Origin of the sequence: Brevundimonas sp., assembly GCF_046295775.1 — a bacterium.
Classification (GTDB): domain Bacteria; phylum Pseudomonadota; class Alphaproteobacteria; order Caulobacterales; family Caulobacteraceae; genus Brevundimonas.
The window spans coordinates 13,620-38,708 of sequence record NZ_JBKBML010000005.1 but is presented as its reverse complement, the minus strand read 5'-3'; the positions used below and the strand labels follow the sequence as shown (position 1 = coordinate 38,708).

The 25,089-nt window shown below is 68.0% G+C and carries 21 protein-coding genes, 1 tRNA gene and 1 pseudogene; 11 read left to right on the top strand and 12 right to left on the bottom strand.

Annotated features, from left to right (window positions below):
• Nucleotides 1-44: 44 nt before the first annotated feature.
• Nucleotides 45-1,295: a mechanosensitive ion channel family protein gene (locus ACK4I0_RS04780; RefSeq protein WP_409608526.1), complete on the bottom strand. Its 1,251-nt coding sequence runs from the start codon at nt 1,293-1,295 to the stop codon at nt 45-47.
• Nucleotides 1,296-1,518: 223 nt separating this feature from the next.
• On the opposite strand from ACK4I0_RS04780, the gene ACK4I0_RS04775 reads away from it, so the two are divergent.
• Together ACK4I0_RS04775 and ACK4I0_RS04770 are read left to right on the top strand one after the other, a co-directional pair.
• Entirely contained in the window at nt 1,519-1,731 is a 213-nt protein-coding gene (locus tag ACK4I0_RS04775) for a cold-shock protein (protein ID WP_135064126.1), read from the top strand.
• A gap of 83 nt (nt 1,732-1,814) precedes the next feature.
• A complete protein-coding gene (locus ACK4I0_RS04770) occupies nt 1,815-2,072 on the top strand; it encodes a hypothetical protein (protein WP_409608524.1) in 258 nt (85 codons plus the stop codon).
• A gap of 3 nt (nt 2,073-2,075) precedes the next feature.
• Here ACK4I0_RS04770 and ACK4I0_RS04765 read toward each other — a convergent pair whose 3' ends face one another.
• The gene (locus ACK4I0_RS04765) at nt 2,076-3,239 is read right to left on the bottom strand and encodes a cystathionine gamma-synthase (RefSeq protein ID WP_409608522.1); all 1,164 of its coding nucleotides are present in this window, start codon (nt 3,237-3,239) and stop codon (nt 2,076-2,078) included.
• A 4-nt stretch (nt 3,240-3,243) separates the two neighbouring features.
• Nucleotides 3,244-4,647, bottom strand: coding sequence for a pyridoxal-phosphate dependent enzyme (locus ACK4I0_RS04760; protein ID WP_409608520.1), 1,404 nt, complete (start codon nt 4,645-4,647; stop codon nt 3,244-3,246).
• A gap of 104 nt (nt 4,648-4,751) precedes the next feature.
• Here ACK4I0_RS04760 and rnr point away from each other — a divergent pair, with 104 nt between their 5' ends.
• The 4 genes from rnr (at nt 4,752) to ACK4I0_RS04740 (ending at nt 8,609) form a co-directional block, all read left to right on the top strand.
• Nucleotides 4,752-7,067 (top strand): ribonuclease R, encoded by a 2,316-nt coding sequence (gene rnr / locus ACK4I0_RS04755; RefSeq protein ID WP_409608518.1) that lies wholly within the window; start codon nt 4,752-4,754, stop codon nt 7,065-7,067.
• Nucleotides 7,067-7,768, top strand: coding sequence for an NUDIX hydrolase (locus ACK4I0_RS04750; protein ID WP_409608760.1), 702 nt, complete (start codon nt 7,067-7,069; stop codon nt 7,766-7,768). The genes rnr and ACK4I0_RS04750 overlap by 1 nt, the downstream gene beginning before the upstream one ends.
• Before the next feature lie 70 nt (nt 7,769-7,838).
• The gene (locus ACK4I0_RS04745; RefSeq protein WP_409608516.1) at nt 7,839-8,195 is read left to right on the top strand and encodes a YgiW/YdeI family stress tolerance OB fold protein; all 357 of its coding nucleotides are present in this window, start codon (nt 7,839-7,841) and stop codon (nt 8,193-8,195) included.
• A 6-nt stretch (nt 8,196-8,201) separates the two neighbouring features.
• Nucleotides 8,202-8,609, top strand: coding sequence for a DUF5990 family protein (locus ACK4I0_RS04740; protein ID WP_409608514.1), 408 nt, complete (start codon nt 8,202-8,204; stop codon nt 8,607-8,609).
• Here the strand turns inward: ACK4I0_RS04740 and ACK4I0_RS04735 are convergent.
• Nucleotides 8,606-9,181, bottom strand: a complete 576-nt coding sequence (locus tag ACK4I0_RS04735; protein WP_409608512.1) for a hypothetical protein — start codon at nt 9,179-9,181, stop codon at nt 8,606-8,608. The genes ACK4I0_RS04740 and ACK4I0_RS04735 overlap by 4 nt on opposite strands.
• A gap of 177 nt (nt 9,182-9,358) precedes the next feature.
• Here ACK4I0_RS04735 and ACK4I0_RS04730 point away from each other — a divergent pair, with 177 nt between their 5' ends.
• Nucleotides 9,359-9,820: a hypothetical protein gene (locus tag ACK4I0_RS04730; RefSeq protein ID WP_409608510.1), complete on the top strand. Its 462-nt coding sequence runs from the start codon at nt 9,359-9,361 to the stop codon at nt 9,818-9,820.
• Between the two features lie 96 nt (nt 9,821-9,916).
• Here ACK4I0_RS04730 and katG read toward each other — a convergent pair whose 3' ends face one another.
• Complete coding sequence (gene katG, locus ACK4I0_RS04725) at nt 9,917-12,163, bottom strand: catalase/peroxidase HPI (protein ID WP_409608508.1); 2,247 nt, start codon at nt 12,161-12,163, stop codon at nt 9,917-9,919.
• 139 nt (nt 12,164-12,302) lie between these two features.
• Nucleotides 12,303-15,617, bottom strand: a complete 3,315-nt coding sequence (locus tag ACK4I0_RS04720) for an amidohydrolase family protein (RefSeq protein ID WP_409608506.1) — start codon at nt 15,615-15,617, stop codon at nt 12,303-12,305.
• A gap of 169 nt (nt 15,618-15,786) precedes the next feature.
• Between ACK4I0_RS04720 and ACK4I0_RS04715 the strand changes: the two genes are divergently transcribed.
• From ACK4I0_RS04715 to ACK4I0_RS04705, 3 genes and pseudogenes are all read left to right on the top strand, one after another.
• Nucleotides 15,787-17,940 (top strand): TonB-dependent receptor, encoded by a 2,154-nt coding sequence (locus tag ACK4I0_RS04715; protein WP_409608504.1) that lies wholly within the window; start codon nt 15,787-15,789, stop codon nt 17,938-17,940.
• Nucleotides 17,850-19,033 (top strand): annotated as a pseudogene (locus tag ACK4I0_RS04710) (PepSY-associated TM helix domain-containing protein). The gene ACK4I0_RS04715 and the pseudogene ACK4I0_RS04710 overlap by 91 nt, the downstream one beginning before the upstream one ends.
• Nucleotides 19,030-19,212: a hypothetical protein gene (locus ACK4I0_RS04705; protein WP_409608502.1), complete on the top strand. Its 183-nt coding sequence runs from the start codon at nt 19,030-19,032 to the stop codon at nt 19,210-19,212. The pseudogene ACK4I0_RS04710 and the gene ACK4I0_RS04705 overlap by 4 nt, the downstream one beginning before the upstream one ends.
• Before the next feature lie 4 nt (nt 19,213-19,216).
• Here ACK4I0_RS04705 and tgt read toward each other — a convergent pair whose 3' ends face one another.
• Genes tgt through queA form a run of 3 tightly spaced genes read right to left on the bottom strand, consistent with a single transcriptional unit; the run spans nt 19,217 to nt 21,887 of the window.
• Nucleotides 19,217-20,335 (bottom strand): tRNA guanosine(34) transglycosylase Tgt, encoded by a 1,119-nt coding sequence (tgt, locus tag ACK4I0_RS04700; RefSeq protein ID WP_409608758.1) that lies wholly within the window; start codon nt 20,333-20,335, stop codon nt 19,217-19,219.
• The gene (locus tag ACK4I0_RS04695; protein ID WP_409608500.1) at nt 20,332-20,799 is read right to left on the bottom strand and encodes a hypothetical protein; all 468 of its coding nucleotides are present in this window, start codon (nt 20,797-20,799) and stop codon (nt 20,332-20,334) included. The genes tgt and ACK4I0_RS04695 overlap by 4 nt, the downstream gene beginning before the upstream one ends.
• On the bottom strand, nt 20,796-21,887 hold the full coding sequence (queA, locus tag ACK4I0_RS04690; RefSeq protein WP_409608498.1) for a tRNA preQ1(34) S-adenosylmethionine ribosyltransferase-isomerase QueA: 1,092 nt from the start codon (nt 21,885-21,887) through the stop codon (nt 20,796-20,798). The genes ACK4I0_RS04695 and queA overlap by 4 nt, the downstream gene beginning before the upstream one ends.
• A gap of 111 nt (nt 21,888-21,998) precedes the next feature.
• Between queA and ACK4I0_RS04685 the strand changes: the two genes are divergently transcribed.
• A complete protein-coding gene (locus ACK4I0_RS04685; RefSeq protein WP_409608496.1) occupies nt 21,999-22,631 on the top strand; it encodes an exopolysaccharide biosynthesis protein in 633 nt (210 codons plus the stop codon).
• A gap of 236 nt (nt 22,632-22,867) precedes the next feature.
• Here ACK4I0_RS04685 and ACK4I0_RS04680 read toward each other — a convergent pair whose 3' ends face one another.
• The 3 genes from ACK4I0_RS04680 to ACK4I0_RS04670 form a co-directional block, all read right to left on the bottom strand.
• A complete protein-coding gene (locus ACK4I0_RS04680; RefSeq protein ID WP_409608494.1) occupies nt 22,868-23,821 on the bottom strand; it encodes a glutathione S-transferase family protein in 954 nt (317 codons plus the stop codon).
• Nucleotides 23,822-23,963: 142 nt separating this feature from the next.
• Nucleotides 23,964-24,053: transfer RNA gene (locus tag ACK4I0_RS04675), tRNA-Ser, on the bottom strand.
• A gap of 80 nt (nt 24,054-24,133) precedes the next feature.
• The gene (locus ACK4I0_RS04670) at nt 24,134-25,084 is read right to left on the bottom strand and encodes an NUDIX hydrolase (protein WP_409608492.1); all 951 of its coding nucleotides are present in this window, start codon (nt 25,082-25,084) and stop codon (nt 24,134-24,136) included.
• Nucleotides 25,085-25,089 lie beyond the last annotated feature (5 nt).

The following is a 25,089-nucleotide window of genomic DNA, read 5'->3' as shown; positions in this document are numbered from 1 at the left end:
CTCGGGTTTAACGCCTGCCGCGCAGAAGCACTAGCCACGCCGCATCACGCTGCGCGGTTCGCATCCATCTCGCGGCCGAAACCGGCGAAGTCGGCCCCGCTGGGCTGCTGGAACTGCCTCAGGCCGAATTCGGGCAGGATCGCCAGCAAGTGGTCGAAGATGTCCGCCTGAATGCCCTCGTACTCGGCCCAGGCCGTGGTTGAGGTGAAGCAGTAGACTTCCAGCGGCAAGCCCTCGGACGACGGAGCAAGCTGGCGCACCATCACGGTCATGCCCTGATGGATGCGGGCATGGCTGCGCAGATAGCTCTCCACATAGGCACGGAAGGCGCCGAGGTTGGTCTGGCGGCGCGCATTGACAACGTCGCGGCCGGCGTCGGTCAGGGTTTGATTCCAGATTTTCAGCTCGTTCGCCTTGGCTTCCAGATAGTCGTCGATCAGGGCGAAGCGGCTCAACCGGGCTTCGTCCTCGGCGTCCATGAAGCGGACGCTGGACTGATCGATCAGCAGCGAGCGCTTGATACGCCGGCCGCCCGAATCCTGCATCCCACGCCAGTTCTTGTAGCTCTCGTTGATCAGCCGCCAGGTCGGGATGGTGGTGATGGTGCGGTCGAAGTTCTGAACCTTGACGGTGTGCAGGGCGATATCGACCACGTCGCCGTCGGCGTTCAGCTGGGGCATCTCGATCCAGTCACCGACGCGAAGCATGTCGTTGGAGTTCAGCTGGACCGACGCCACCAGCGACAGGATGGTGTCCTTGAACACCAGCATCAGCACCGCGGCCAGGGCGCCCAGGCCCGACAGCAGCAACAGAGGCGAGCGCTCGATCAGCGTGGCGATGATCAGGATGGTCGCCACGGCGTAGAGCAGGATCTTGACCACCTCCAGATAGCCCTTGATGGGCCGGGCGGCCGCCTTGGGCCGGCGCGAATAGATGTGGTTGGCCAGGTCCAGCAGGGCGGCCAACGCCATCACCACCGTCAGGATCATGAAGGCGCTGGCGACATTGCGCGTGACCACCGCAGCGGCCGGCGCGATGTGTGGCACGGCCAGGATGCCCTGATGGATGACCATCGCCGGCGCCAGACGGGCCAGGGTCTTGGTCACCGGCTGAAGCGAGTGCGAGCCGCTGTCCAGCTTCAGCCGGTGCAGCACCTGCCGGATGACGCGGAACAGAACCTTGCGGACCAGGAAGTCCACGGCGAAGGCGGCGGCGACAAGCAGAGCCAGTCCGATCAGCGTTTCCGCCGCCGGATACTCCGCCAGGCGATCCCGCATGGCGTTCAGATTTTGCATGGCCCATACCTAGGCCGTTGGAGCCCAACTTTGAACCGCGCGAGCGCTCATTTCCGGGCGGCCCTTGCTAAAGCTCGTGATTGCGCCCACCTTGAACCCGTCGATCTCTCTGCGAAACGCTGCTGCCCCTTGCATCGCGCACCGAGGTCTCAAGCCGATCCTTTCAGACCCGACCGGCCGCAGGACATCCTTCCTGAGGTCAATCTCAACGGAGGTCCTGAAAATGGCTACCGGCACTGTAAAATGGTTCAACTCCACCAAAGGCTACGGCTTCATCGCGCCTGACGACGGCGGCAAGGACGTGTTCGTCCACGCCTCGGCGGTCGAAGCGTCGTCGCTGGGCTCGCTGAACGAGAACCAGAAGGTCTCCTACGAGATCGAGCGCGACTCGCGCAGCGGCAAGGAATCGGCCGGACAACTGAAGTCCGCCGACTGAACCTGTCGAACTGAACACTGACGAAGGGGCCGGCGCCATGCGTCGGCCCCGACGTTTTTGAAAAGCCGTCCTGGAGACACGAAATGACGCCGCTGGCCGACAAGATCACGACCATGACCGCCGCCGACCTGAAAACCCTGCGCGCCAACGCCGCCCGTCTTCTGGAGCACGGCTCGCCCGCCCAGATGTCGAGCGCGGGCGAAATCCTGCCGCTGATCGACACTCAACTGGCCGTTCTGGCTGAGAAGGCCGCCAGCGAGCCGGCCCCTGTCCGCAAGCGCGCCGCGCCCAAGAAGAAGGTCCCGCCGGCGACCGGTCACCAGACCGCCTTGCCCGGCTGAGGCTTACCCCAGCGCCTGATCCAGGTCCGCGATCAGATCCTCGACGTTCTCGACGCCGACGGACAGACGGATCAGGCTGTCGGTGACTCCGCCCTTTTCACGCACATCCTTGGGCACCGAGGCGTGGGTCATGATGGCCGGGTGGTTCACCAGACTTTCGACCCCGCCCAGCGACTCCGCCAGGGTGAAGACCTGCACCCTCTCCAGCACCCGCTTGGTGCGCTCCAGGTCGCCATCCAGCACCACCGTGACCATCCCGCCGAAGCCGCCGGTCATCTGGCGCGCCGCCAATTCGTGCTGCGGATGGGCGACCAGACCCGGATAGACCACCTTGGCGACGCCGGCGCGTGTTTCAAGCCAGCGCGCGATGGTCAGGGCGTTCTCGCAGTGCGCCTTCATCCGCAGCGCCAGCGTCTTTAGCCCCCGGTTAGCCAGGAAGGCGTCGAACGGCCCCATGATCCCGCCGACGGAGTTCTGCAGAAACTTGATCTGGGCCGCCAGGTCCGCGTTCGCCGTCACCAGCACGCCCCCGATGATGTCTGAGTGGCCGTTCAGATATTTGGTCGCCGAGTGCATCACCACATCGGCCCCCAGCGCCAGCGGCTGCTGGCAGAAGGGCGTGGCGAAGGTGTTGTCGACCACCAGGATCAGCCCGTGCGCCTTGGCGATCTTCGACAGGGCCGCGATGTCAGCCAGCTTCATCAGCGGATTGGTCGGCGTCTCGACCCACAGCATTCGGGTCTTGGGCGTGATCGCCGCCTCGACCGCGCTCAGGTCGCTGAGGTCCACATAGGCGAAATCGAGACCCATGGACCGACGCCGCACCCGCTCGAACAACCGCCACGAGCCGCCGTACAGATCGTCGCCGGTGACGATGTGAGAGCCCGCGTCCAGAAGCTCCAGCGCCGTAGAGGTCGCCGCCATGCCCGAGCCGAAGCCGAAGCCGTGCGTGCCCCCCTCCAGATCGGCGATGCAGGCCTCGAAGGCTTCGCGCGTCGGGTTCTTGCCGCGCGCATACTCATAGCCCTTGTTCACGCCCGGGCTTTCCTGGGCATAGGTGGAGGTGGCGTAGATCGGCGTCATCACCGCGCCCGTCGTCGGGTCGGGCTTCTGGCCGGCGTGGATGGCGCGGGTCGAGAAACCCTGGCTGTTCTTGCGGTCCGACATGGGCTTAGCGATTCAGGCTGAGGTGGTTGATCAGGTCGGTGCGGGTGATCAGTCCGACGAACTGCTCGCCGTCCAGCACCAGGGCGACCCGGTCGCGGTCGAAGATGGGGATCAGGGCGTCCAGCGGCTCATTGACCTGCAGCGTGTCCAGATCGCGCGTCATGACGTCGCCGACCGGCTTCTTGAAGCGGGCCTCGCGGGTGATGGCGTCGGTGTTCATGACGTGGACGATGTCGCTCTCATCGATGATCCCGACCAGGCGGCCGTCGTCGATGATCGGCAGCTGCGACACGTCGGCCGAGCGCATCCGCTTGAAGGCGGTGTCCAGGGTGTCACCCGGCCCGGCCGAGACCACGTCGCCCTTGGCGTATTTGCGGCTGATCAGGTCGGACAGGTCGCCATGGATGTCGCGTTCGCCCAGGCCCTGATCGGCCAGCCAGGCGTCGTTATAGACCTTGGACAGGTATTTCGCCCCGGTGTCGCAGACCAGGGTCACGCAGACCTTCGGCTCGGTCTGCTCACGGCACCAGCGCAGGGCGGCGGCGATCAGGGTGCCGGACGACGACCCCGCCAAGATGCCTTCCTTCAGCAGCAGTTCGCGCACCGTGGCGATCGCCTCGGCGTCGGGGATGGAATAGGCCTTGTCGATCAGGCTCATGTCGGCGGTGTCCGGCACAAAATTCTGGCCGATGCCTTCGACGGTGTAGCTGCCTTCCGGCCCCGGCACGCCCTCGTTGACGATGCCGGCCAGGGTCGAACCCACCGGGTCGGCCAGAACGATCTGAGCGTCCGAGCCCACACTCTTCAGATACTGAGCCACGCCCGTGATGGTGCCGCCCGAACCGATGCCGGCGACGAAGGCGTCGACCGAACCGGCCGTCTGCTCCCAGATCTCGGGCCCCGTCGTCTTCACATGGGCCTCGGCGTTGGCGACGTTGGCGAACTGATTGACGTAGAAGCCGTCGGGCAGCTGCTGGGCCAGGCGCTCGGCCATGTCGGTGTAGTATTCGGGATGGCCGTGCGGCACGTCCGAACGCGTCAGGCGAACATCGGCGCCCATGGCCCTGAGATGCTGGATTTTTTCCTTGGACATCTTGTCCGGGATGACCAGCAGCACCTTATATCCGCGAGCGCGGCCCACCAGGGTCAGCGCCAGGCCCGTGTTGCCGGCGGTCGCTTCGACGATCGTTCCGCCGGGCTTCAACCATCCTTCCCGTTCCGCCGCATCCAGCATGGAGATGGCGATCCGGTCCTTGATGGAGCCCCCAGGGTTCTGGCTTTCCAGCTTCAGGAACAGACGGCACGGCCCCGTGTCCAGGCGCGTCGCCTCGACCATCGGCGTGCGGCCGATCAGATCCAGCGGAGAGGCGACCGGCGCAGTCAGCGCAGGCAGGACGGGCAGCGACATCGGGAACTCCATTCCAGTGGGGGCGGAAGCTGAAGCCCCGGCCCTACATGGTCAACCCACGCAAGATTTCACCCAAGGCGCGGTTCCGCGCTACGAAAGACTCAATGACAAAGACACCCAAGAGGCCGCCTGCCGGTCTCCCCGACAAAGACACCCTCGTCGCCTTCCTGCGCGAGGCCGGCGAGGCCGAAAAGGCGGACATCGCCCGCGCCTTCGGCCTGAAGGGCGCCGAGCGCCGGCTCTTGCGCGAAATGCTCAAGGAGCTTGAGGCCGAAGGCCGGCTGGGCAAGCGCGGCCGACGCGGCTTCTCCGAGGCCGGGGCCCTGCCCCCCGTCGGCGTGGCCGACGTCGTCGCGCGTGACGCGGACGGCGAATTTTACGTCGAGCTCGTCAAGGGCGCGGCCGATGCCCCCCGCGCCGTCCTGATGCCCGACCGCGAGGGCCGCGGCCCGGCGCCCGGCATGGGCGACCGACTGCTGGTCAAGTTCCAGCGCGGCATCGACGGCTGGGAGGCCCGGCTGGTCAAGAAGCTGGACGCCGAGACCGGCCGGGTTCTGGGCGTGATCCGCAAGTCGGCGCGCGAAACCCGCGTCGAGCCGGTCGACAAGCGCTCCAAGGACGTTCTGGTCATCCCGCCCGCTCTGGCCGAGGGCCTGCGGGACGGCGACCTGGTCGTGGCCTCGATCGAGAAGAGCGACCACCGCCACGGGTCCAAGCGCGGCAAGATCCTGGAAGTCATCGGCAAGGAAGACGACCCGCGCGCCGCCTCGCTGCTAGCCATTCATGCCCACAGCGTGCCCACCGGTTTCTCGGAGGCCGTCGAAGCCGAAGCCGGCGACCAGGCCCTGCCGACACTGAAGGGCCGCGAGGATCTGCGTGACCTGCCGCTGATCACCATCGATCCGGCCGACGCGCGCGACCACGACGACGCCGTCTACGCCACGCGCGACGATGACCCCAAGAACGAGGGCGGCTGGATCGTCTGGGTCGCCATCGCCGACGTCGCCGCCTATGTCCGCCCCGGCTCGGCCCTGGATCGCGAAGCGCGCGACAAGGGCAACTCGACCTACTTCCCCGATCGCGTCGAGCCGATGCTGCCCGAGGTGCTGTCCAACGGCCTGTGCAGCCTCAAGCAGGGCGAGAACCGCGCCTGCCTGGCCGTACGCATGGTGTTCGACAAGCATGGCAAGAAGCTGGGCCACCGCTTCGTTCGCGGCCTGATGCGCAGCCACGCCAGCCTCAGCTACGAGCAGGCGCAATCCGCCATCGACGGCCAGACCGACGATGCGACCGGCCCGATCATGGAGGCCATTCTCTACCCCCTGTGGAACGCCTATCGCGCCATGCTGAAGGGCCGCGAGCGCCGCAGCCCGCTTCAGATCGAGTCCGCCGAGCGCCGCATCCGCATGACGCCGCAGGGCGAGATCGCCTCCATCGAAGCCCGCGTCTCGCTGGAGGCGCACCGGCTGATCGAAGAGATGATGATCCAGGCCAACGTCTGCGCCGCAGAGACGCTGGAGCAGAAGCGCACACCCCTGCTCTACCGGATCCACGAGACGCCCAGCCAGGAGAAGACCTTTAACCTGGCCGACTTTCTGTCGACCATCGGCAAGCCCTGGAACAAGGGCCAGGCGCCGACCACCGCGCGATTCAACGCCCTGCTGGAAGAGACCCGCGACACGCCGCACGCCGAGGTCGTCAACGAGGTGGTTCTGCGCAGCCAGATGCAGGCCATCTACAGCCCCGAGAACATCGGCCACTTCGGTCTGAACCTGGATCGCTACGCCCACTTCACGTCGCCCATCCGGCGCTATTCCGATCTGATCGTGCACCGGGGCCTGATCCGGGCGCTGAACCTGGGCAAGGACGGGCTGACCGACCGCGAGATCGCCGAGTTGCCGGCCATCGCCGAGCACGTCGTCATGACCGAGCGCCGCTCCATGGCCGCAGAGCGTGACGCCATGGACCGCTACATCGCCGCCTTCCTGGAGGACCGCGTGGGCGCGACCTTCAAGGGACGCATCACCGGGGTGACGCGTTTCGGCTTGTTCGTGCGGTTGGAGGAGACGGGCGCCGACGGCCTCGTTCCCGTCTCGTCGCTGGGCAACGAGTATTTCACCCACGACGACCGCGCCCACGCCCTGGTCGGCGAGCGCAGCGGCAAGCGGTTCGTGCTGGGCCGTCAGGTCGAGGTGCGGCTGGCCGAGGCGACGCCGGTCACCGGCGGCCTGGTCCTGGAGATGCTCAGCGAGCCCGACGCCCGCGATCCGAACGCGCCCGCCCCCCGCTACGGCATGCGCGGAAGAGGCGGCGACGGGCCTCCCTCGCGGGGGAAGAACCGCCCCGGCGGCCCGAAACCGCGCAACGGCGGCAAGCCGTCCGGCGGACTGAAGGGCGTGCGCAAGGGCAAGCGGCGTTGATCCAACCCTTCGACGCGGCTCAGGACCTGAAGGACGCGCCGCGCACCGGCGGCGCGCAGCGGCCCAAGGACGCCGCCACCCTGATCCTGACGCGCGGTGGGGATCGGCCCGAAGTGCTGATGGGCCGGCGCGCGCCCGGCCACGTCTTCATGGCCTCCAAATGGGTGTTCCCCGGCGGCCGGATCGAGCGCGCGGATTTCACCGCCGCCTTCGCCGAGGACTTCGCCGCCGACACGGCGCGCCGGCTGGAGATCGAGACCCCCGCTCGCCGCGCCCGCGCCCTGGCCCTGGCCGCCGTGCGCGAGACCTATGAGGAGACGGGCCTGATCCTGGGGCGCAAGGCCCCGCCCGCCTCCGTCGCGGGGCCGTGGCGGGAGTATCGAGGCGAAGGCGCCCTGCCCGACCTGTCGGTGCTGACCTATGTGGCGCGCGCCGTCACCCCGCCGGGACGCGCGCGGCGCTTCGACGCGCGCTTCTTCATGGCCGAGGCGCGCCATCTGCTGCATCCCGAACACACCGCCGGATCAGGCGAGTTGGACGAGATCGCCTGGCTGCCGCTGTCCGAAGCCCGCACCCTGGACCTGCCGGCTATCACCCGCTTCGTGCTGGGCGAGATCGCCGAGCGCCTCCAGCAGCCTGACCGCCCACTGCCGTTCGTGCGCATGGTTCGAGGCCGCCATGTGGTGGAAAGTCGCGCCTGACAAGCGGAACGGCGGTCGTCGGAAATCGGTTCTTCGGTGAACCACAGCCCCCGATTTCACCGGAGTCGACATGATCCGCACACTTGCTCTCGCCGCCGCCTCGACCCTGGCTCTCAGTATCGCGTCGCCCGCTCTCGCCCAATTCCAAGGCCCCGGCGCCACGCCATCGCCCGCGAGCGTGGCCGAAATCCTGCGCACCCCCGTGGACGACCAGAAGGTGACCCTGAGCGGCGTCATCGTCCGTAAGGTGGGCGATGAGCGCTATATATTCTCGGACGGCTCGGGCGAGATCCAGGTCGAGATCGACGACGACGACTTACCCCGCGAACCCTTCGGACCCCGCGCTCGGGTCGAGATTCGCGGCGAGGTCGATCTGGAGCGCAACCGCACCCTCGAAATCGACGTCGATTCCATCCGCCTGCTATGAGGCGTCATGCCATCCGAGATCACCTTGCGCCTGACCATAACCGACCCGGTCCCAGGCGTGCGCTACAGCCTGCAGAAGGACGACGCGCCGTTCGCGCCGGTCACGGCCTCGGAGGCGCCGCTTAGCTTCGATATTCAGATGCGGCTGTCTGATGACAGCCGCTTCCTGGGGCCTTTCGTGCGGCGCGAAGGCAGGGATCGACGCTTCGTCTACATTCGGATCGGGAAGTCAGCCGGCGATCACGCCAGCGAATGGGCACGCCGCGCCAAGGTCGATATTCACGACATCCCGCCCGACTTGCTGGCCCAGGCGCGCGACGGCGCGGTCCTGCAAATCGTGCTGCCGGGACGCGGCAGAGACGGAACACCCACCTGCGCGACCGTCCGTCCCCTGGAGCCCTGGCGCGTCGTCTAGTCGGTGACCGGCTGGGTCAGGTCGAACTCGACGCGCAGGAAGCGGCCCTCGGGGCGGCGCAGTTCGTAGGCGAAAATGTTGTCCGGGTGGACTTCGACGGCCCAGACGTTGGTGGTCGAGACCTGGGCGTCGCCGGCGATGAACTGCGCGATCGATTCCTGATCGACTGGAAACTCCTGACGCCCGGCCGTGCCCTCGTTCGCAGTGTCGCCGCCGTACATGTGATAGCCGTGGATCACGCCCTGCTCGTCGCGGTGATCATGCTTGAGCCGCAGGCCTTGTTCGGTGCGGGTGATGATCCAGCGGCGTGAACGGTCCTCGCCGACGGCGAAGGGAATGCCCACCTCGTCGGCGGCGCAGTCACGGACCTGCATGACGAGTCGGTTGGAGCGGAAGTCCGCATCGGCCGGATCGTCGGTCACCACGCGGCCCTCAAACGTCTGGCCGCACAGGGCGTTCAGACGCGCCAGAAAGGCGTCCTGAGGGTTGCCGGCCTCTTGCGCCGTGGCGCAGGCGGCGGCGGACAGGCCGAGAACGGCGGCGAGGCTGGCGGTCAGGGCGAGCTTTTTCATGGAGCCACCCTAGAGGTCGGCCGTTTTGATGAAACGTCAATCTCGACCCAGCGACGATTTGAACCATGTGCCTCGGCCTCGGCGAGAACGGGCCTCTGCCAAGGCGGGGATTTTCCTGTATGGGACCGCAGCACGGCCTGTTCGCCTCGCGGGCGGGACTTCACGGAGAAACCGCCCTTGTCGGCAACCGCTCACGACCGCGTCTCGGACAGCGAATCCAGAACTCTTTCGCTGGACAGCTTTTCCTACCCGGATCAGCAGAAAGCCTCCAACCCGCGCCTGCCGGCCGGAGAGATCGAGCTGACAGGCAAGATGCGGACGGTCATGCATGGCCCCTATGCAACCCTTCCGCCTGGGCGCTGGACGTTGACCGCCCAGGTCATCATCGACACTCGCGGAACGCCCCTCTTCCTGACGTTCGACTGGGGCGCCGAACCGGACTTTGCGAGAATGATGAAGCGGATCGACCGATCTGGGGTTTATCAGGTGACGCTGGCACGCGATTGGCTTGAGCCGTCACGTTGCGAGTTTCGCATTCTGGCTTCCGCAGCCCACTTCGACGGCCATCTCAAAGTGGTCGATGTGACGATCATGCGTGAGGATACCACGAGCGATCAACCGCTCGCACACCTGGTGTAGGCAAGCCGCAGACCCTGGTACCGGCCGGACATATTGCCGGCCTTAATCGACACCCCCGGCCTTTCGACCGGGGGCGTGATCTTGCAGGTCTAGCGATCAGCCTTGCGAGCGCTGGGCTCGCAGGGCGGGGCGGGGCACATCGTAGCGGTCGTTTTCCATGACCTGGACCCAGGCCCTGACGAAGTCGCGCACGAACTTCTCGCCGGCGTCTGCAGAGGCGTAGACCTCGGCCAGGGCGCGCAGCTGAGAGTTGGAGCCGAACACCAGATCGGTGCGCGTCGCCGTCCAGCGCTTCTCGTGGGTGTCGCGATCCGAGCCGACGAAGGTTTCGTCGGAGTGGTCGTCCACCTGTTTCCAGGCCGTCTTCATGTCCAGCAGATTGACGAAGAAGTCGTTGGTCAGCTGGCCCGGACGATCCGTCAGCACGCCGTTCTCGGACGCGCCGTGGTTGACGCCCAAGACGCGCAGTCCGCCGACCAGAACCGCCATCTGCGGCGCGGTCAGCCCCAGAAGCTGCGCCCGGTCGACCAGCAGCTCCTCGGTCGGCACGTTGAACCGCACCTGCAGATAGTTGCGGAAGCCGTCTGCGCGGGGTTCCAGCACCTTGAAGCCCTCGACGTCGGTCTGCTCTTGGCTGGCGTCGGTGCGGCCGGGCGTGAAGGGCACGGTGATGTCGTAACCGGCCGCCTTGGCCGCCTGTTCGACCCCGACCGAGCCGCCCAGCACGATCAGGTCGGCGATGGAGACGTTGACGCCGGAGGACGCCTTGATGTCCTCATAGGCCTTGAGCACCTTCGACAACTTGGCCGGCTCGTTGACGTCCCAGTCCTTTTGCGGAGCGAGGCGAATCCGCGCGCCGTTGGCGCCGCCGCGGTGGTCCGACCCGCGATAGGTCGAGGCCGAGGCCCAGGCGGTGCGCACCAGGTCCGCCACCGACAGGCCCGACGAGGCGATCGCCGACTTCAGGGTCGCCACGTCGGCGTCGCTCAGCTTGGGACCGGTATGCGCCGGGATCGGATCCTGCCAGATCAGATCTTCCTGCGGCACCTCAGGCCCGAGGTAGCGGATGCGCGGGCCCATGTCGCGGTGGCACAGCTTGAACCAGGCGCGCGCGAACTGATCGGCGAAATAGGCCGGGTCTGCGCGGAAGCGCTCCATCACCTTGCGGTATTCGGGGTCAACCTTGAAGGCCATGTCGGCGGTGGTCATCATCGTCGGCACGCGCTTGCCGGGCGTGTGGGCCGCCGGGGCCAGGGTCTCGTCGGGATTGCCGACGGGCTGCCACTGTTTGGCGCCCGCAGGCGAGCGGACCAGCTCGTATTCGTGGTCCAGCAGCATGTCGAAGTAGGTCATGTCCCAGGTGATCGGCGTGGGTGTCCAGGCCCCCTCGATGCCCGAGGTGATGGTGTGGTCGCCCATGCCGCTCTCGTGGCCCGAGACCCAGCCCAGGCCCTGCTGGGCGATGTCGGCGCCCTCCGGCGAGATGCCGACCTTGGAGGCGTCGCCATTGCCGTGCGCCTTGCCGAAAGTGTGGCCGCCGGCGGTTAGGGCGGCGGTCTCGACATCGTTCATGCCCATGCGGGCGAAGGTCTCGCGGATGTCGCGCGCGGACTGCAGCGCCTCGGGCACGCCGCCCGGGCCTTCCGGATTGACGTAGATCAGGCCCATCTGGATCGCGGCCAGGGGCTCTTCCAGCGCCATCTCCTTGTCGGGCTGGATGCGGGTCTCATTGCCCTCGTCGCCGACCCATTGCTCCTCGGTGCCCCAGTAGACGTCCTTCTCGGGCTCCCAGACGTCGGCGCGGCCGCCGCCGAAGCCGAAGACCGGGCCGCCCATGGATTCGATCGCGACATTGCCGGCCAGGATGAACAGGTCGGCCCACGACAGATTGGCGCCGTACTTCTGCTTGATCGGCCACAGCAGGCGGCGCGCCTTGTCCAGGTTGCCGTTGTCCGGCCAGGAGTTGAGCGGGGCGAAGCGCTGCTGGCCGGCGCCCGCACCGCCGCGGCCGTCGCCGGTGCGATAGGTGCCGGCCGAGTGCCACGCCATGCGGATGAAGAAGGGGCCATAATGGCCGTAGTCCGCCGGCCACCAAGGCTGGCTGTCCGTCATCAGGGCGTGCAGGTCGCGCTTGACCGCGTCGTAGTCGAGCGCCTTGAACGCCTCGGCATAGTCGAAGTCGTCGCCCATCGGGTCGCCGGTGCGGCCCTGCTGGTGAAGGATGTCGACCGCCAGGTGGTTGGGCCACCAGTCACGATTGGTGCGTCCCAGAAGCGAGCGCATGGCGCCCTTTTCCTTCTTGGGATCCGAAAGCGGGCTCGATCCGCCTGCGTGTCCGTCCATGGCCGTTCCTCCTGTCGATTGTCGTTGGGGGTCAGCCTATGCCCGTCTCTTGAGAAAGCAAAATCGATAAAGATTCTTCCTGGAAGCAGAAAAATCTATCGACGCGGCGCGGAGCCCGGGGCCCCGCGCCGCCAGCGGATCAGTGGTCGTGCGAGCCGTGGCCGTGGGTGTCGGCGTCGGTCTCGCCCGGGGCCACGCCCTCGCCGCCGGTCTCGGCGAACCAGAAGGGCCGGCGTGGTTTCTGGCGCGGGGCGACCTCGTTCATGCCGGAATCGTAAACCCGGCCGTTGGCCACGGTGTAGGCGATGGCCGTGGTGTTGCGGATGTTCTCCAGCGGATTGGCGTTCAGCACCACCATGTCGGCCAGCTTGCCGACCTCCAGCGAGCCCAGATCCCGGTCCATGCCCAGCGCCTTGGCGCCGTTCAGCGAACCGGCGCGCAGGATGTCCAGCGGCGCCATGCCGCCCTGGGCCAGGCTCCACATCTCCCAGTGGGCGGCCAGACCCTCGCGCTGGCCGTGGGCGCCGATCTGGACGTTGACGCCCTGCTGCGACAGGCGCGTGGCCTCGCGCGCGACCGAGATGTGGTTCCACTCGTTGTCCGGGGCCGTGCCGATGCGGCGGGCGCGGGCGTCCAGGGCGCGGCGCGGCACATACTGGGTCAGGATCGGATCGTCCCAGACCGGGCTTTCCTGGTACCAGTAGTTCTCGCCGTAGCTGCCGCCATAGGCGACGACGATGGTTGGGTTGTAGGCGACATGGGTCTGGCGCCAAAGCTGATGCACGTCGTCGTACATGCGCTGGGTCGGGATGGCGTGTTCGATGGTGGTGTGGCCGTCCACGATCATGGTCATGTTGTGCTGGAACAGCGATCCGCCTTCCGGCACCACCATCATGTCCAGCTGACGCGCCGCCTCGATAACCTGCTGGCGCTGTTCGCGTCGGGGCTGGTTGTAGCTCTTCACGCTCCAGGCGCCGGCAGCGCGCATCCGGCGCAGCGTCGACAAGGCGTCGTCCAGGCTGTCGATCTTGGCGGTCGAGGCCGTGGTCGCGCCATACAGGATGGTGCCGGTCGAGAAGATGCGCGGCGCCACCACGCGGCCCGCCCGGCCCAGCTCGCTGTGGGCGAAGATCTCGCTGGTGTCGTTGGACGGATCGTGGATCGTCGTCACGCCAAAGGCCAGTGAGGCGTAGTTGACCCAGCTCTGCTGCGGGATGATCTCGCTGGAGCCCATGGCCCCGTGCCAGTGGGTGTCGACGATGCCGGGCATGATGGTCTTGCCGGCCATGTCCAGCGTGGGGGTTCCGCCCGGAATGGTCGTCGAGCCGGCCGGGCCGATGGCCGCGATGCGGTTGCCGTCGATGATCACCACGCCATCCTCGATGACCTGATCGCCGTTCAGGGTGATCAGCCGCGCGCCGGTCAGGGCGATGTGGCCTTCGGGCCGGTCGGTCGCCACGCTGAAGCCGATGTCCACGCCGGTCTCATCGGGCTTGGGCAGGGTCTCGGGCGCCCCGTCCGCAAAGGCGAAGGCCTGGTTCAGGTCGCGGGTGAACAGCTGGGACCCCAGCGACCAGCGCAGACGACGGGAATCGCCCGACCAACTCAGCCATTCGCCGGCGTCGCGGGTGACCCGCGCCTGGGGCAGGGCCTTGCCGTCGGGGCTCAGCGCCACCGGGCGGCCGGTGGTCACGAAGGGCGCGACATAGGCGTTGAACCGTTCAGTCCAGCCGATCCAGCGTCCGTCGGGCGAAAGAGAGAACTCGGTCGCCCATTCCGAGGTCAGGTGGGTGCGGCGGTCCTCACCGTTTCGGTCGACCGACACCAGGGCGCGCTTGTCGCCGTCGCGGTCGGTCAGGAACAGACGCTCGCCGTTCGCGCCGAACTGGGGCGCCGAGCCGCGGTCGCTGACCAGCACGGCCTCGCCCTGGCCCGAGGCGGAGACGCGATACACGCCAGTGTCGCGGCTCCACAGGGCCGAGGTCAGGCGCCCCCCCGAAATGGCGCGATACACCACCTCGCGCCCGTCCGGCGAGAAGGTCGGCTCGACATAGTGGCCGGGCCGGGTCGAGACGACGCGGCCGGCTCCGCCCGAGGCCGGAACCACGCGCACCGTGCCCAGCTCGCCGTCGTTCCAGGTCGTGTAGACGATCGATCGGCCGTCGCGCGACCAGCTGGGATACAGTTCGAAATGGTCCTCCTGACGCGTCAGGCGGCGCGCCTGTCCGGTCGGCAGATCGCGGATCCACAGATTGCCCAGCGCTTCGAACACGACTCGCGAGCCGTCCGGCGACGGCGTCGCCCAGCGGATCATCTTCACGTCGAAGCGGTCGGGCGCGACCTCGACGGGGCGCCGCACGGCGTCCTGAACGCGGCGGGTGTCGTTGACGCGGAACGGGATGTCGGTCGCCTGGCCCGAGACCACGTCGACGCGTCGGATCTGCCCGCCGGCCCACAGCACGATGGAGCGGTTGTCCGGCGTCCAGCTCATGGCCGGATAGACGCCGTGGACGGCCCAGGTCTCCTGCATGTCGCGGTCCAGCCCGTCATAGACGGCGGTCTCGCGGCCGGACTCGATGTCCATGACATACAGCACCGACTGGTAACGGACGCGCCGGACGAAGGCGATCGACTTGCCGTCCGGCGAAGGCGTCGGCCGGATCGAGCCGCCCGGTCCGGTGATGTAGGGCTCGACCTCTCCGGTCTGCAGGTCGAGCCGCCGGATGACGTAGATCTGCTCGTTGACGTCCTTGCTGTATTCGAACACCCCGCCCGGCGTGGCGTCGTCGCTGAAATACAGATAGCGGCCATCGGGCGAGAAGGCGGGCTCGCCCGTGTCCTTCTGCTGGGTGCGGCGCTCGGTCAGCTGCACGCCGCCGCCGCCCGAGCGGTGATACATCCAGATCTCGCCGGCCCCCAGCGAACGGGCCGAGGTGAAGTGCTTGCGCCCCACCACATATTCGCCGTCGGGCGTCCACTCCGGCTGGTTCAGCAGGCGGAAGCTCTCCTTGGACAACTGCACCGGGTTCGACCCATCGGCGTCCATGACCCACAGATTGTCGCCACCGGCCCGGTCCGAGGTGAAGGCGATGTGGCGGCCGTCCGGCGACCAGCGCGGCTGCATGTCCCAGGCGACGCCCGACGCGATGGCGCGCGCCTCGCCGCCGCCGATGGGCATGACGTAGATGTCGCCCAGCAGATCGAAGACGATGGAGCGGCCGTCGGGGCTGACGTCCACCGACATCCAGGTGCCTTCGGTGACGTTGATCGCAATGTCGCGCGCCGGCCCGGGCGGGTTCTGCACGTCCCACTTCGGCGTCTCGGCGCGGGCGGGCGCGGTCTCGGCGGCTGCGTCCTGCGCCGGCGTCTGCGCCGGCATCTGCGACTCTTGGGCCAGTGCAGGCGAGCCGCTCACGGCGAGAACGGCGACGCTCGCCAGAAGAAGACGCTTCATGTTCGATTCCCCGATGTCGGTCGGGACGTCTTGGCGTTGGCGGCGCGCGTCCCTTCGGACCCGTCAGACCATCTGGAGCGGGTGAAGTCCAGACACAGACGCCTCAGGGCGCTTGCAACACAGAAGACACGGGACTATTGCGACGCATTCTTATTATCGGAGTTCGCAGTTGTTCCGTTTCCTGGCTCTCTCGACCTCGGCGCTGGCCGTAACGGCGGCCATCGCCCTGCCCGCTCAGGCTCAGATCGCCGTCGATCCGGCGACCCAACTCGAAGAGGTCGTGGTCACAGGATCGCAGGTGCGTTTGCCCCCGGCCCAAGCCGGCGGACAGGTTGCAACCGGCGGCCGCGTCGGCCTGTTCGGCGCGCTGAACGTGATGGACACGCCTTTCGCCACCACCAACTTCACCGAACAGCTGGCTCGCGATCAGCAGGCCCGCAGCGTCGCCGACGTGCTGCGAAACGACCCGGCGGTCCGCCTCACCAAGGGCTTCGGCAACTTCCAGGAGCTGTACGTCATCCGCGGCTACCCGGTTTACTCCGACGACATGACCTACAACGGCCTGTACGGCGTCCTGCCGCGACAGTTCGTGGCGGCCGAGTTCCTGGAGCGGGTCGAGGTCTTTCATGGCGCCAGCGCCTTTCTGAACGGCGCGGCGCCCGGCGGCAGCGGCGTGGGCGGCGCGGTCAATCTGATGCCCAAGCGCGCGCCCGATCACGCATTGAACCGCCTGACCGGCGGCTGGTCCTCGGGCGGCGAGATCTACGCCGCCGCCGACCTCGCCCGCCGATTCGGCGATGATCAGGCCTGGGGCGGCCGGCTGAACATCGCCGCGCGCGGCGGCGAAGGCGCTGTCGAGGGCGAGAACCGCGAACTGACGGTGGTCGGCTTGGGCCTGGACAAGCGCGGCGACCGCGCCCGCTTCTCGGCCGACTTGGGGTGGCAGGACAACAGGATCGACGCGCCGAGGCCCCAGGTGACGCCGGCCGGCGCGGCGCCGACGCCTCCGGACGCAGAGCGCAACTTCGCCCAGCCCTGGACCTTCACCGACGAGACCCAGCTGTTCGGCGCCGCGCGCGGCGAACTGGACCTGAGCGACGCCGTCACCGCCTGGGCCGCCGTCGGCGGGCGTCTGGGCGAAGAGCGCAATCGCCTGGCCAACCCGACCGCCCAGCCCGATGGCGCGCTGAGCGCCTATCGGTTCGACAATGCGCGCGAGGACCAGGTCTTCGCCGCCGACGTGGGCCTGCGGGCCGATGTCGCCACGGGACCGGTCGGCCACCGCCTGGTCGCCTCGGCCTCGCGCGTGCAGTCGCGCGAGAAGAACGCCTACGCCTTTTCGGATTTCGCCGGCTTCGCCTCGGACCTGTACGATCCGGTCTTCGTCGCGCCGCCCGCTACCGACTTCTTCGTTGGCGGCGACCTTGACGCCCCCGGCGTGGTCGGGCGCGTGCGCAACACCAGCGTGGCCGTCGCCGACATGCTCACCCTCATGGACGGCAAGGTGCTGGCCACGATCGGCGCCCGGTATCAGGAAATCCAGAACCGCGCCTATGACTACAACACCGGCGCTCAGATCAGCGGCTACGACGGCGACGCCGTGACGCCGGTCTTCGCCCTCATTTATCGTCCGATCGACGCCATCTCGCTCTACGCCAACTACGCCGAGGCCCTGACGCCCGGCCAGACCGCACCGGCCACCGCGGAAAATCGCGGAGAGGTGCTGTCGCCCTTCCGCGCCGAACAGGCCGAGGTGGGCCTGAAGTACGACGTCGGGGTCTTCGGTGGATCGGTCAGCCTGTTCCGCCTGACCCTGCCCAGCGCCTTCGTGAACGCCGACAACATCTTCGCCGCCAACGGCGAACAGGAGAACCGGGGCGTGGAGGTCGCCTTCTTCGGCGAGCCGCGCGAGGGGCTGCGCGTGCTGGGTGGCTGGTCCTGGCTAGACGCTGAACTGAAGCGCACGGCCGGCGGAGCCCTGGATGGCAAGCGCCCCATCGGCGTGCCCGAGTTCCAGACCAATCTGAACGTGGAATGGGACGCGCCCTTCGCGCCGGGTTTGACCGTCGAGGGCCGCGTGATTCACACCGGATCGCAGCCGGTCAGCGCCGACAACGCTGTCGAGCTCGAGAGTTGGACTCGTTTGGACGCCGGCGTTCGCTACGCCTTCCAGGCCGGTGGTCGTCCGCTGACGATCCGCGCGCGTGTGGAAAATCTGGCCGACGAGGACCACTGGGTCGCGGTCGGCGGCTTTCCCGGCGCCAACTATCTGACTCTGGGCCAGCCGCGCGCATTCCGGCTGTCGATCTCGACGGACTTCTAGGCGCGTGAAGACCGGCACCCTGCGCGCCTGGTCCTGGGTCCACACCTGGTCCAGCCTGGTTTCGACCCTGTTCCTGCTGATGCTGTGCATCACGGGGCTGCCGCTGGTGTTCGCCCACGAGATCGACGAGGTGCTGCTTCATCAGGACTGGACGCCCGCCGCCGCAGAGGGCCCGCGCCTCAGCCTCGACCAGGTGCTCGACACGGCCCTGGCCCGCCAGTCGGGGCATGCGCCGATGTTCATGAGCTTCGACGAGGACCGGCCGGTGGTGAACGTCACCAGCCGGGCGCCGGATGCGCCGGCCGGGGCCTACGCCTTTCAGCCCATCGATCAGACTTCGGGCGACGCCGCCCCGCCCGTGGCCGGTCATCCGGTGATGGAGTTTCTGCTCCAGTTGCACACCGACATGTTTTTGGGCCTGCCGGGCATGCTGTTTCTGGGCGTCATGGGGCTGATGCTGACGGCGGCGGTCGTCTCGGGCGTGGTGCTGTACGCCCCCTTCATGCGGCGGCTGCCCTTCGGCACGGTGCGGGCCTCCAAGGCCGCCCGCACGCGCTGGCTGGACTATCACAACCTGCTGGGCGTGGTGACCGCGGCCTGGGTGCTGGTCGTCGGCCTGACCGGCGTGGTCAACACCCTGGCCGTCCCGATCATCGCCTATTGGAAGGACGATGCTCTAGGCGAACTGACCGCGGCCTACGACGCCCCCGTGGCCCTGGGCGAGCGCAGCTCGCTGGACGCCGCCGTGGATCGCGCACGCCGGGCCCTGCCCGGCATGACGCTGCAATTCGTGGCCTTTCCGGGCTCGGACTATTCGACCGACAACCACTACGCCGTCTTCTTTCATGGCGACACGCCTGTCACGAGCCACCTGATCACGCCCGCCCTGATCGATGCGCGCACGGGCCAGCTGGCCGCGGTCGCGCCCATGCCCTGGTATGTGAAGGCGCTGTCCCTGTCCCAGCCGCTGCACTTCGGCGACTACGGCGGCTTGCCGCTTAAGATCCTGTGGGCCGTATTGGACGTGGCGACCATCGTCATCCTGACGTCCGGCCTCTACCTCTGGGTCGCGCGGCGCAGGCGCACGAAATGAGCCGCCTGGACCAGTCGCTGTGGGCCATCTTCCGCGCGCCGCTGCTGGTGGCGGTCCTAAGCCTGGCTGGGCTGCTTCTGGCGCTCTTTATCGACGGCCCAGGCGACGTGGTCGCCTCGGCCCTCCTCGCCAGCGTCATTGTGGCGACCGCGTGGGCCTTGGCTCGCCGACGCTGCTGACGGTCTAGCGGGTCGCCCCCTGCCTGGCGTGGAAGTCGCGGCGGAAGGCATCGAACCGACCCTCGGCGATCGCCGCGCGCATGGCCGCCGTCAGCGCCTGGAAGAAGGCGATGTTGTGCCAGCTGAGCAGGATCTTGCCCAGAATCTCGTCAGCGCGGATCAGGTGGTGCAGATAGGCCTTTGAATAGTCCTGCGACGCCGGGCATGGGACGTCGGGCTCCAGCGGGTCCTGATCCTCGGCAAAGCGCGCGTTCTTCAGGTTCAGCGGCCCGTTCCAGGTCCACGCTTGGCCGTGGCGGCCCGCACGCGTCGGCAGCACGCAGTCGAACATGTCCACGCCGCGCCACACCGCCTCGACCAGATCGATCGGCTTGCCCACGCCCATCAGATAGCGCGGGCGGTCCGCCGGCAGCATCTCGGGCGCATAATCCAGCACCTCGCACATGGCCTGATGCCCCTCGCCGACCGCCAGCCCGCCAATGGCGTAGCCGTCGAAGCCGATCTCCTGCAGCCGGTCCGAACTTTCGCGACGCAGGTTCTGGAAAGTCGAGCCTTGCTGAATGCCGAACAGGGCCTGGGCGTCGCGCGTGCCGAAGGCGTTCTTCGACCGCAGCGCCCAGCGGGCCGACAGTTCCATCCCCTCGCGCGCCCGCGCCTCTTCCGCCGGCCAGGCGACGCACTCGTCCAGTTGCATGACGATGTCCGAGCCCAGACGGTCGGCCTGAATTTCGATGGACCGTTCGGGCGTCAGCACGTGTTTGGAGCCGTCGATGTGGCTGGAGAAGGTCACCGCCTCCTCCGTCAGCTTGGAGATGCCCGACAGGCTCATGACCTGAAACCCGCCCGAGTCCGTCAGGATCGGCCCGTCCCATCGCATGAACTTGTGCAGCCCGCCCAGCCGCTCCATCCGCTCGGGACCGGGGCGCAGCATCAGGTGGTAGGTGTTGCCCAGGATGATGTCCGCGCCGGTCTGCCTGACCTGATCCACCGTCATCGCCTTGACCGTGGCGGCGGTGCCGACCGGCATGAAGGCGGGGGTGCGGATGTCACCGCGCGGCGTCTTGAGCACGCCGGTGCGCGCGCGGCCGTCGGTGGCGGAGATGTCGAAGGCGAAGGCCATCAGCGCAGCAATCTTTCCAGTTGATCCGCGCGGTGCAGATCCTTGGGGCGGCCGAACAGGCGGCAGGTGGCGATCTGCTCCTGGACCGTCGGGATGTAGATGCGGCCGGCGCCCATCGCCACCGCAAGCCGGGTCTCGAAGCGGACGGGCGCCCAGTCGCCGTTCGATCGCACGTCCATCTCGGCCATGACATCGACCGGAACCGGCGTGGTCAGGATCTGACCGAAGACGCGCGAGCGGAACAGGCCCTCACCTGGGTCTTCGACCACCGATCCGCCCAGGGCGGCGATCAGGCGTCGCGCGTCGCGCGGGCTGGCCATGACGTCAACGTCCGGCGCCTGAGTGTCGTCCAGCCCCGCCAGGATCATGGCCGAGCCGCCGAACACCCACCAGGGATCCTGAAGCTCGCCTGCCACGGAGGCCAGGATGTCGAGCGTCGCTTCCAGCGGCTCGGGCAGGTCGCTCATGGCGCGGCCCGGAACAGCAGGCTGCCGTCGCCGTAGGAGTAGAAGCGATAATCGTCGGCGATCGCATGGGCGTAGGCCGCCCGCATCGTCTCCAGACCCGCAAACGCCGACACCAGCATGAACAGGGTCGACTTGGGCAGGTGGAAGTTGGTCATCAGCACGTCGACGGCGCGGAAACGGTAGCCCGGCGTGATGAAGATGGCCGTGTCGCCGTGGAACGGCTGGACCACCCCGTCCTCGCGCGTTGCGCTTTCCAGCAGGCGCAGCGAGGTGGTGCCGACGCAGACGATGCGCCGGCCGGCGGCGCGCACGGCGTTCAGCGCAGCGGCCGTCTCTTCCGACACCTCGCCCCACTCGCTGTGCATCTTGTGGTCGGCCGTGTCGTCGGCCTTGACCGGCAGGAAGGTCCCGGCGCCGACGTGCAGCGTGACCGCATGGGTCGACACGCCCCGCGCCTTCAAGGCTTCCAGCAGAGTCGGGGTGAAGTGCAGGCCGGCCGTCGGCGCGGCGACCGAGCCGTCGTGTTCGGCGAAGACGGTCTGATAGTCGGACCGGTCGCGATCGTCCTCGGGCCGTTTGGCGGCGATGTAGGGCGGCAGAGGCATGACGCCGACGTCGCGGATAGCGTCGTCCAGCGCCGGCCCGGCCAGGTCGAAGCGCAGCGCCACCAAGCCGTCGTCGCCCTTGGCCTCGACCGTGGCGACCAGTCGGCCCAGCGCGCAGGCCCCATCCTCGACCACGCCGAAGCGGATCCGGTCGTCTGCCTTGATCCGCTTGCCCGGCTTCATGAAGGCGGACCAGACGTCGGGCGCGTCGCGGTGATGCAAGGTGGCCTCGACCTCCACCGTCAGCATCTCGCCCTCCGCGCCCAGCCGCTGGCGCACGCCGGACAGGCGCGCCGGGATCACGCGGGTGTCATTGAACACCAGGGCGTCGCCGGGCTTCAGGAAGTCCGGCAGGTCGCGCACGATGCGATCCTCCAGCCCGCCGTCGCGCACGACCAGCAGCCGCGCCGCGTCGCGCGGTTCGACCGGGCGCAGGGCGATGCGGTCCTCGGGCAGGTCGAAATCGAAATCGGAGGTCTTCATGAAGCGGCGCAAAGGCCACGCGCGGCGGGCATGGTCAAGGGCGCTGGCGCCGCGTCGCGGCAACGCCTAGATGACGCATCCACTTCACGCTCCCCACGTTCCACCGGCCGCATGACCCTGATCGAAACCGCGACCGGCAGAGAACGCACCTTCTCCGAAGTGCTCGAAGCCCTGTCCGTCGGGCCCGAGCGCCTCAGCATCGCCGAGGTGGCCGAGGCCTTTGGCGAACGTGGCATCGGGGCCATGATCCTCATCCTGTCGCTGATGGCCATCCTGCCCTGGCCGCCGGGCGGCAAGGCGGTGTTCGGCGCCCCGATCATCCTTCTGGCCTGCGAACTGGCAGTGCGGCGCAAGACCCTTTGGCTGCCCGGCTGGATGCTGCGCGCCTCAATGAACAGGGCGACCTACGCCAAGGCCGTGCGTCGCGCCTTGAAGCCGGTCCGCTTCGTCGAGAACCTGACACGACCGCGCTTGGCCGTGCTGACGGCGTCGCTGGGCGAGGTGGCGATCGGCGTGGCCTGCGTGCTGCTGGCGATCATGATGGCGCTGCCGATCCCCTTCGGCGACATGCTGCCGGCGACTACGCTGATCCTGCTCTCGCTTGGGCTGATGCAGCGGGACGGGGCGATGGTGATCGCGGGCTGGATCGGTCTGGTCGTTTGCGGCGTCTACATGGTGCTGGTGTCGTCGGCCGTCGTGCACCTGGGTCACCTGGCCTGGAACTGGATCGCCAGTCTGTTCTGAGATGCAAAAAGGGCCGGCGTCGCCGCCGGCCCTTCATTGTCGACCGCGTGGCGGCCGGCCGTCAGTCGCGCCTTCTCAGGCGTGATCCCCCTGGAAGCTCCAGAGCGCGGCCATACCTTGCGGTTGATGACAATGAGACACTGGATCACCTCCTTTCGACTGTTGAACAGGGACTTAGATGTAAGGATGATTTGCGCCGGTCCGCAATCGGCGCTCTCGCCTTCGTGATCCCGCCCTCAGACCGCGAAGCTGATGTCCGGCCCGGCCGGCACCACGCCCGTCGGATTGATGCGCCGGTGGCTCTCGTAATAGTGCCGCTTGATGTGCTGCACGTTCACCGTCTCGGCCACGCCGGGCAGGGCGTGAAAGTCCCGCACGAACCGCCACAGGGCGGGATAGTCCACGATCCGCCGACGGTTGCACTTGAAGTGGCCGTGATAGACGAGGTCGAACCGCACCAGGGTGGTGAACAGACGGATGTCCGCTTCGGTCAGTTCGTCCCCGATCAACCAGGGCCTGTCGGACAGGCGCGTCTCCAGCCAGTCCAGCGCACTGAACAGTGGCTCGACGGCCTCCTCATAGGCGGCCTGGGTCTCGGCGAAGCCGGCGCGATACACGCCATTATTGACCTCGGCGTAGACACGGTCATTCACCGCATCGATCTCGCCGCGCAACGCGTCCGGGTAGTAGTCGCCGTCGGTCGCGCCGAGGCCGTCGAAGGCGCTGTTGAACATGCGGATGATGTCGGCGGATTCATTGGACACGATGGTCCCGCGCGCCTTGTCCCACAGCACCGGCACGGTGACCTTGCCGGTGTAGTCCGCGTCCGCCGCGGTATAGACCTGATGCAGAAAATCGGCGCCGTGGATGGGATCGCCCGTCACATCGGGCCCCTCAGCGAACGTCCAGCCGTCGTCGCGCATCAGCCAGTGGACGGTCGAGACGCCGATCATCTGATCCAGCCCCTTGAACCGCCGCATGATCAGGGTCCGGTGCGCCCAGGGGCAGGCCAGGCTGACGTACAGATGATAACGGCCCGGCTCGGCCGCGAAGCCGCCCTCGCCGGTCGGGCCTGGGGCTCCGTCGGCGGTGATCCAGCTGCGGAACTGACTCTCCTTGCGCTTGAAGCTGCCGTCATCATCGGCGCCGACTTCGCCGGTCCGCCAGACGCCGTCCACCAGTTGCCCCATTGGTCGCCTCCATCATCATGTTGGGATCAAACCCCATGGCTGATGCGAGGTTGCCGACCTGCACTGCGGCGAATGGCTTCAGGCTAGAATGGGCGGACAACCCTCGCGGTCAGCCGCTGCAATCGCATCATCTGAGGGCCGGTGGCGGAGAGGGGGGGATTCGAACCCCCGGTACCCGTAAAGGCACGCCGCATTTCGAGTGCGGTACATTCAACCACTCTGCCACCTCTCCGCGGCGCCGAAGCGTTTGGTTGAGCGCGCTTCTCTAATGATGTCGCGGGCGCGCCGCAAGCGGCTATCGGAGGGAAAACGTCAGCGTTGCGCCGGCAGCGGCAAACCCGGCGCGGGCGCGCCCTGCGGGTCGGCCCCGACGAAGCGGAACAGCTCGGCCGGGCGGCCGCCCGTGGCCGCTGACAACCGGCCCGTGGCCTCGACCAGGCCGGTGCGCTCGACGCCGCGACGGAAGTTCTGCTTGTGCAGCGACAGGCCCGAAACCGCTTCTGCCGCGGACTGCAGCTCCGACAGGGTGAAGACTTCGGGCGTCAGGTCGAACAGCACCGGGCGGTATTTCATCTTGCTGCGCAGCCGGCCAAGGCCCGTGGCCAGGATGCGGCGGTGGTCGGACGCCATCGCCAAACCGGGCGCGTCCTGAGGCTCGGGCCGGTCCTCGTCGCGGGAGGCCTCGGCGACTAGGCCGGCCTCGTAGAGCAGTTCGTATCGCTCGAGCACCCGTTCCTCGTTCCAGCGCCGATCCGGCGTCAGGGCGAACAGAGCTTCGACTCGGGCGAGACGGCGGGGGTCGTCACCGGCCCACGCCATCAGGCCATCGGCCAGGCGCACGCGCAGCGGCCCGTCGTCGCGCCGGTCCTCCCAGGGAAACAGGTCCCCGACCGGCGTCCAGCGCGCGTCGGCCGAGGGCGGCGCGCCCGCCTCGGGCGTCAGGGCCAGGTAGCCGACCGAGATCTCGCGCGCCTGTTCAGGGCCCGGCGTGGCGCGAGGCGCCTCGCGACCCGCGTCGCCGAAGGTGTAGAGCTGCTCGACGAAGCCCAGGCGAAAGCCGGTCTGGGCGGTCACGAAGTCTCTCAGCGCGCGCTCGAAGGTGCGGTCGCGCGCGGGGTCGAACGGGCCGAACGGCAGGGCGGGCCGACCGTGGCCGTCGCGCGTGGTCAGGACGACGGCGCGGCGGTCGATCAGGGCGATGACCACGGCGGACAAGCCGATGCGCACCCCCTGCCCCGTCGCCTTCGCCGCGCGATCGCCCATGACCG

Bases quoted from the DNA above. Each gene is read 5' to 3' on its own strand.
- ACK4I0_RS04695 (WP_409608500.1), bottom strand. From the start codon at position 20,799: ATGAGCGACCTGCCCGAGCCGCTGGAAGCGACGCTCGACATCCTGGCC.
- ACK4I0_RS04680 (WP_409608494.1), bottom strand. From the start codon at position 23,821: ATGGGGCAACTGGTGGACGGCGTCTGGCGGACCGGCGAAGTCGGCGCC.
- ACK4I0_RS04760 (WP_409608520.1), bottom strand. From the start codon at position 4,647: ATGTCGCTGCCCGTCCTGCCTGCGCTGACTGCGCCGGTCGCCTCTCCG.
- ACK4I0_RS04720 (WP_409608506.1), bottom strand. From the start codon at position 15,617: ATGAAGCGTCTTCTTCTGGCGAGCGTCGCCGTTCTCGCCGTGAGCGGC.
- ACK4I0_RS04745 (WP_409608516.1), top strand. From the start codon at position 7,839: ATGATCCGCACACTTGCTCTCGCCGCCGCCTCGACCCTGGCTCTCAGT.
- ACK4I0_RS04775 (WP_135064126.1), top strand. From the start codon at position 1,519: ATGGCTACCGGCACTGTAAAATGGTTCAACTCCACCAAAGGCTACGGC.
- ACK4I0_RS04780 (WP_409608526.1), bottom strand. From the start codon at position 1,295: ATGCAAAATCTGAACGCCATGCGGGATCGCCTGGCGGAGTATCCGGCG.
- queA (WP_409608498.1), bottom strand. From the start codon at position 21,887: ATGAAGACCTCCGATTTCGATTTCGACCTGCCCGAGGACCGCATCGCC.
- ACK4I0_RS04740 (WP_409608514.1), top strand. From the start codon at position 8,202: ATGCCATCCGAGATCACCTTGCGCCTGACCATAACCGACCCGGTCCCA.
- ACK4I0_RS04670 (WP_409608492.1), bottom strand. From the start codon at position 25,084: ATGGGCGATCGCGCGGCGAAGGCGACGGGGCAGGGGGTGCGCATCGGC.
- ACK4I0_RS04735 (WP_409608512.1), bottom strand. From the start codon at position 9,181: ATGAAAAAGCTCGCCCTGACCGCCAGCCTCGCCGCCGTTCTCGGCCTG.
- ACK4I0_RS04765 (WP_409608522.1), bottom strand. From the start codon at position 3,239: ATGTCGGACCGCAAGAACAGCCAGGGTTTCTCGACCCGCGCCATCCAC.
- katG (WP_409608508.1), bottom strand. From the start codon at position 12,163: ATGGACGGACACGCAGGCGGATCGAGCCCGCTTTCGGATCCCAAGAAG.
- ACK4I0_RS04705 (WP_409608502.1), top strand. From the start codon at position 19,030: ATGAGCCGCCTGGACCAGTCGCTGTGGGCCATCTTCCGCGCGCCGCTG.
- ACK4I0_RS04685 (WP_409608496.1), top strand. From the start codon at position 21,999: ATGACCCTGATCGAAACCGCGACCGGCAGAGAACGCACCTTCTCCGAA.
- ACK4I0_RS04770 (WP_409608524.1), top strand. From the start codon at position 1,815: ATGACGCCGCTGGCCGACAAGATCACGACCATGACCGCCGCCGACCTG.
- rnr (WP_409608518.1), top strand. From the start codon at position 4,752: ATGACAAAGACACCCAAGAGGCCGCCTGCCGGTCTCCCCGACAAAGAC.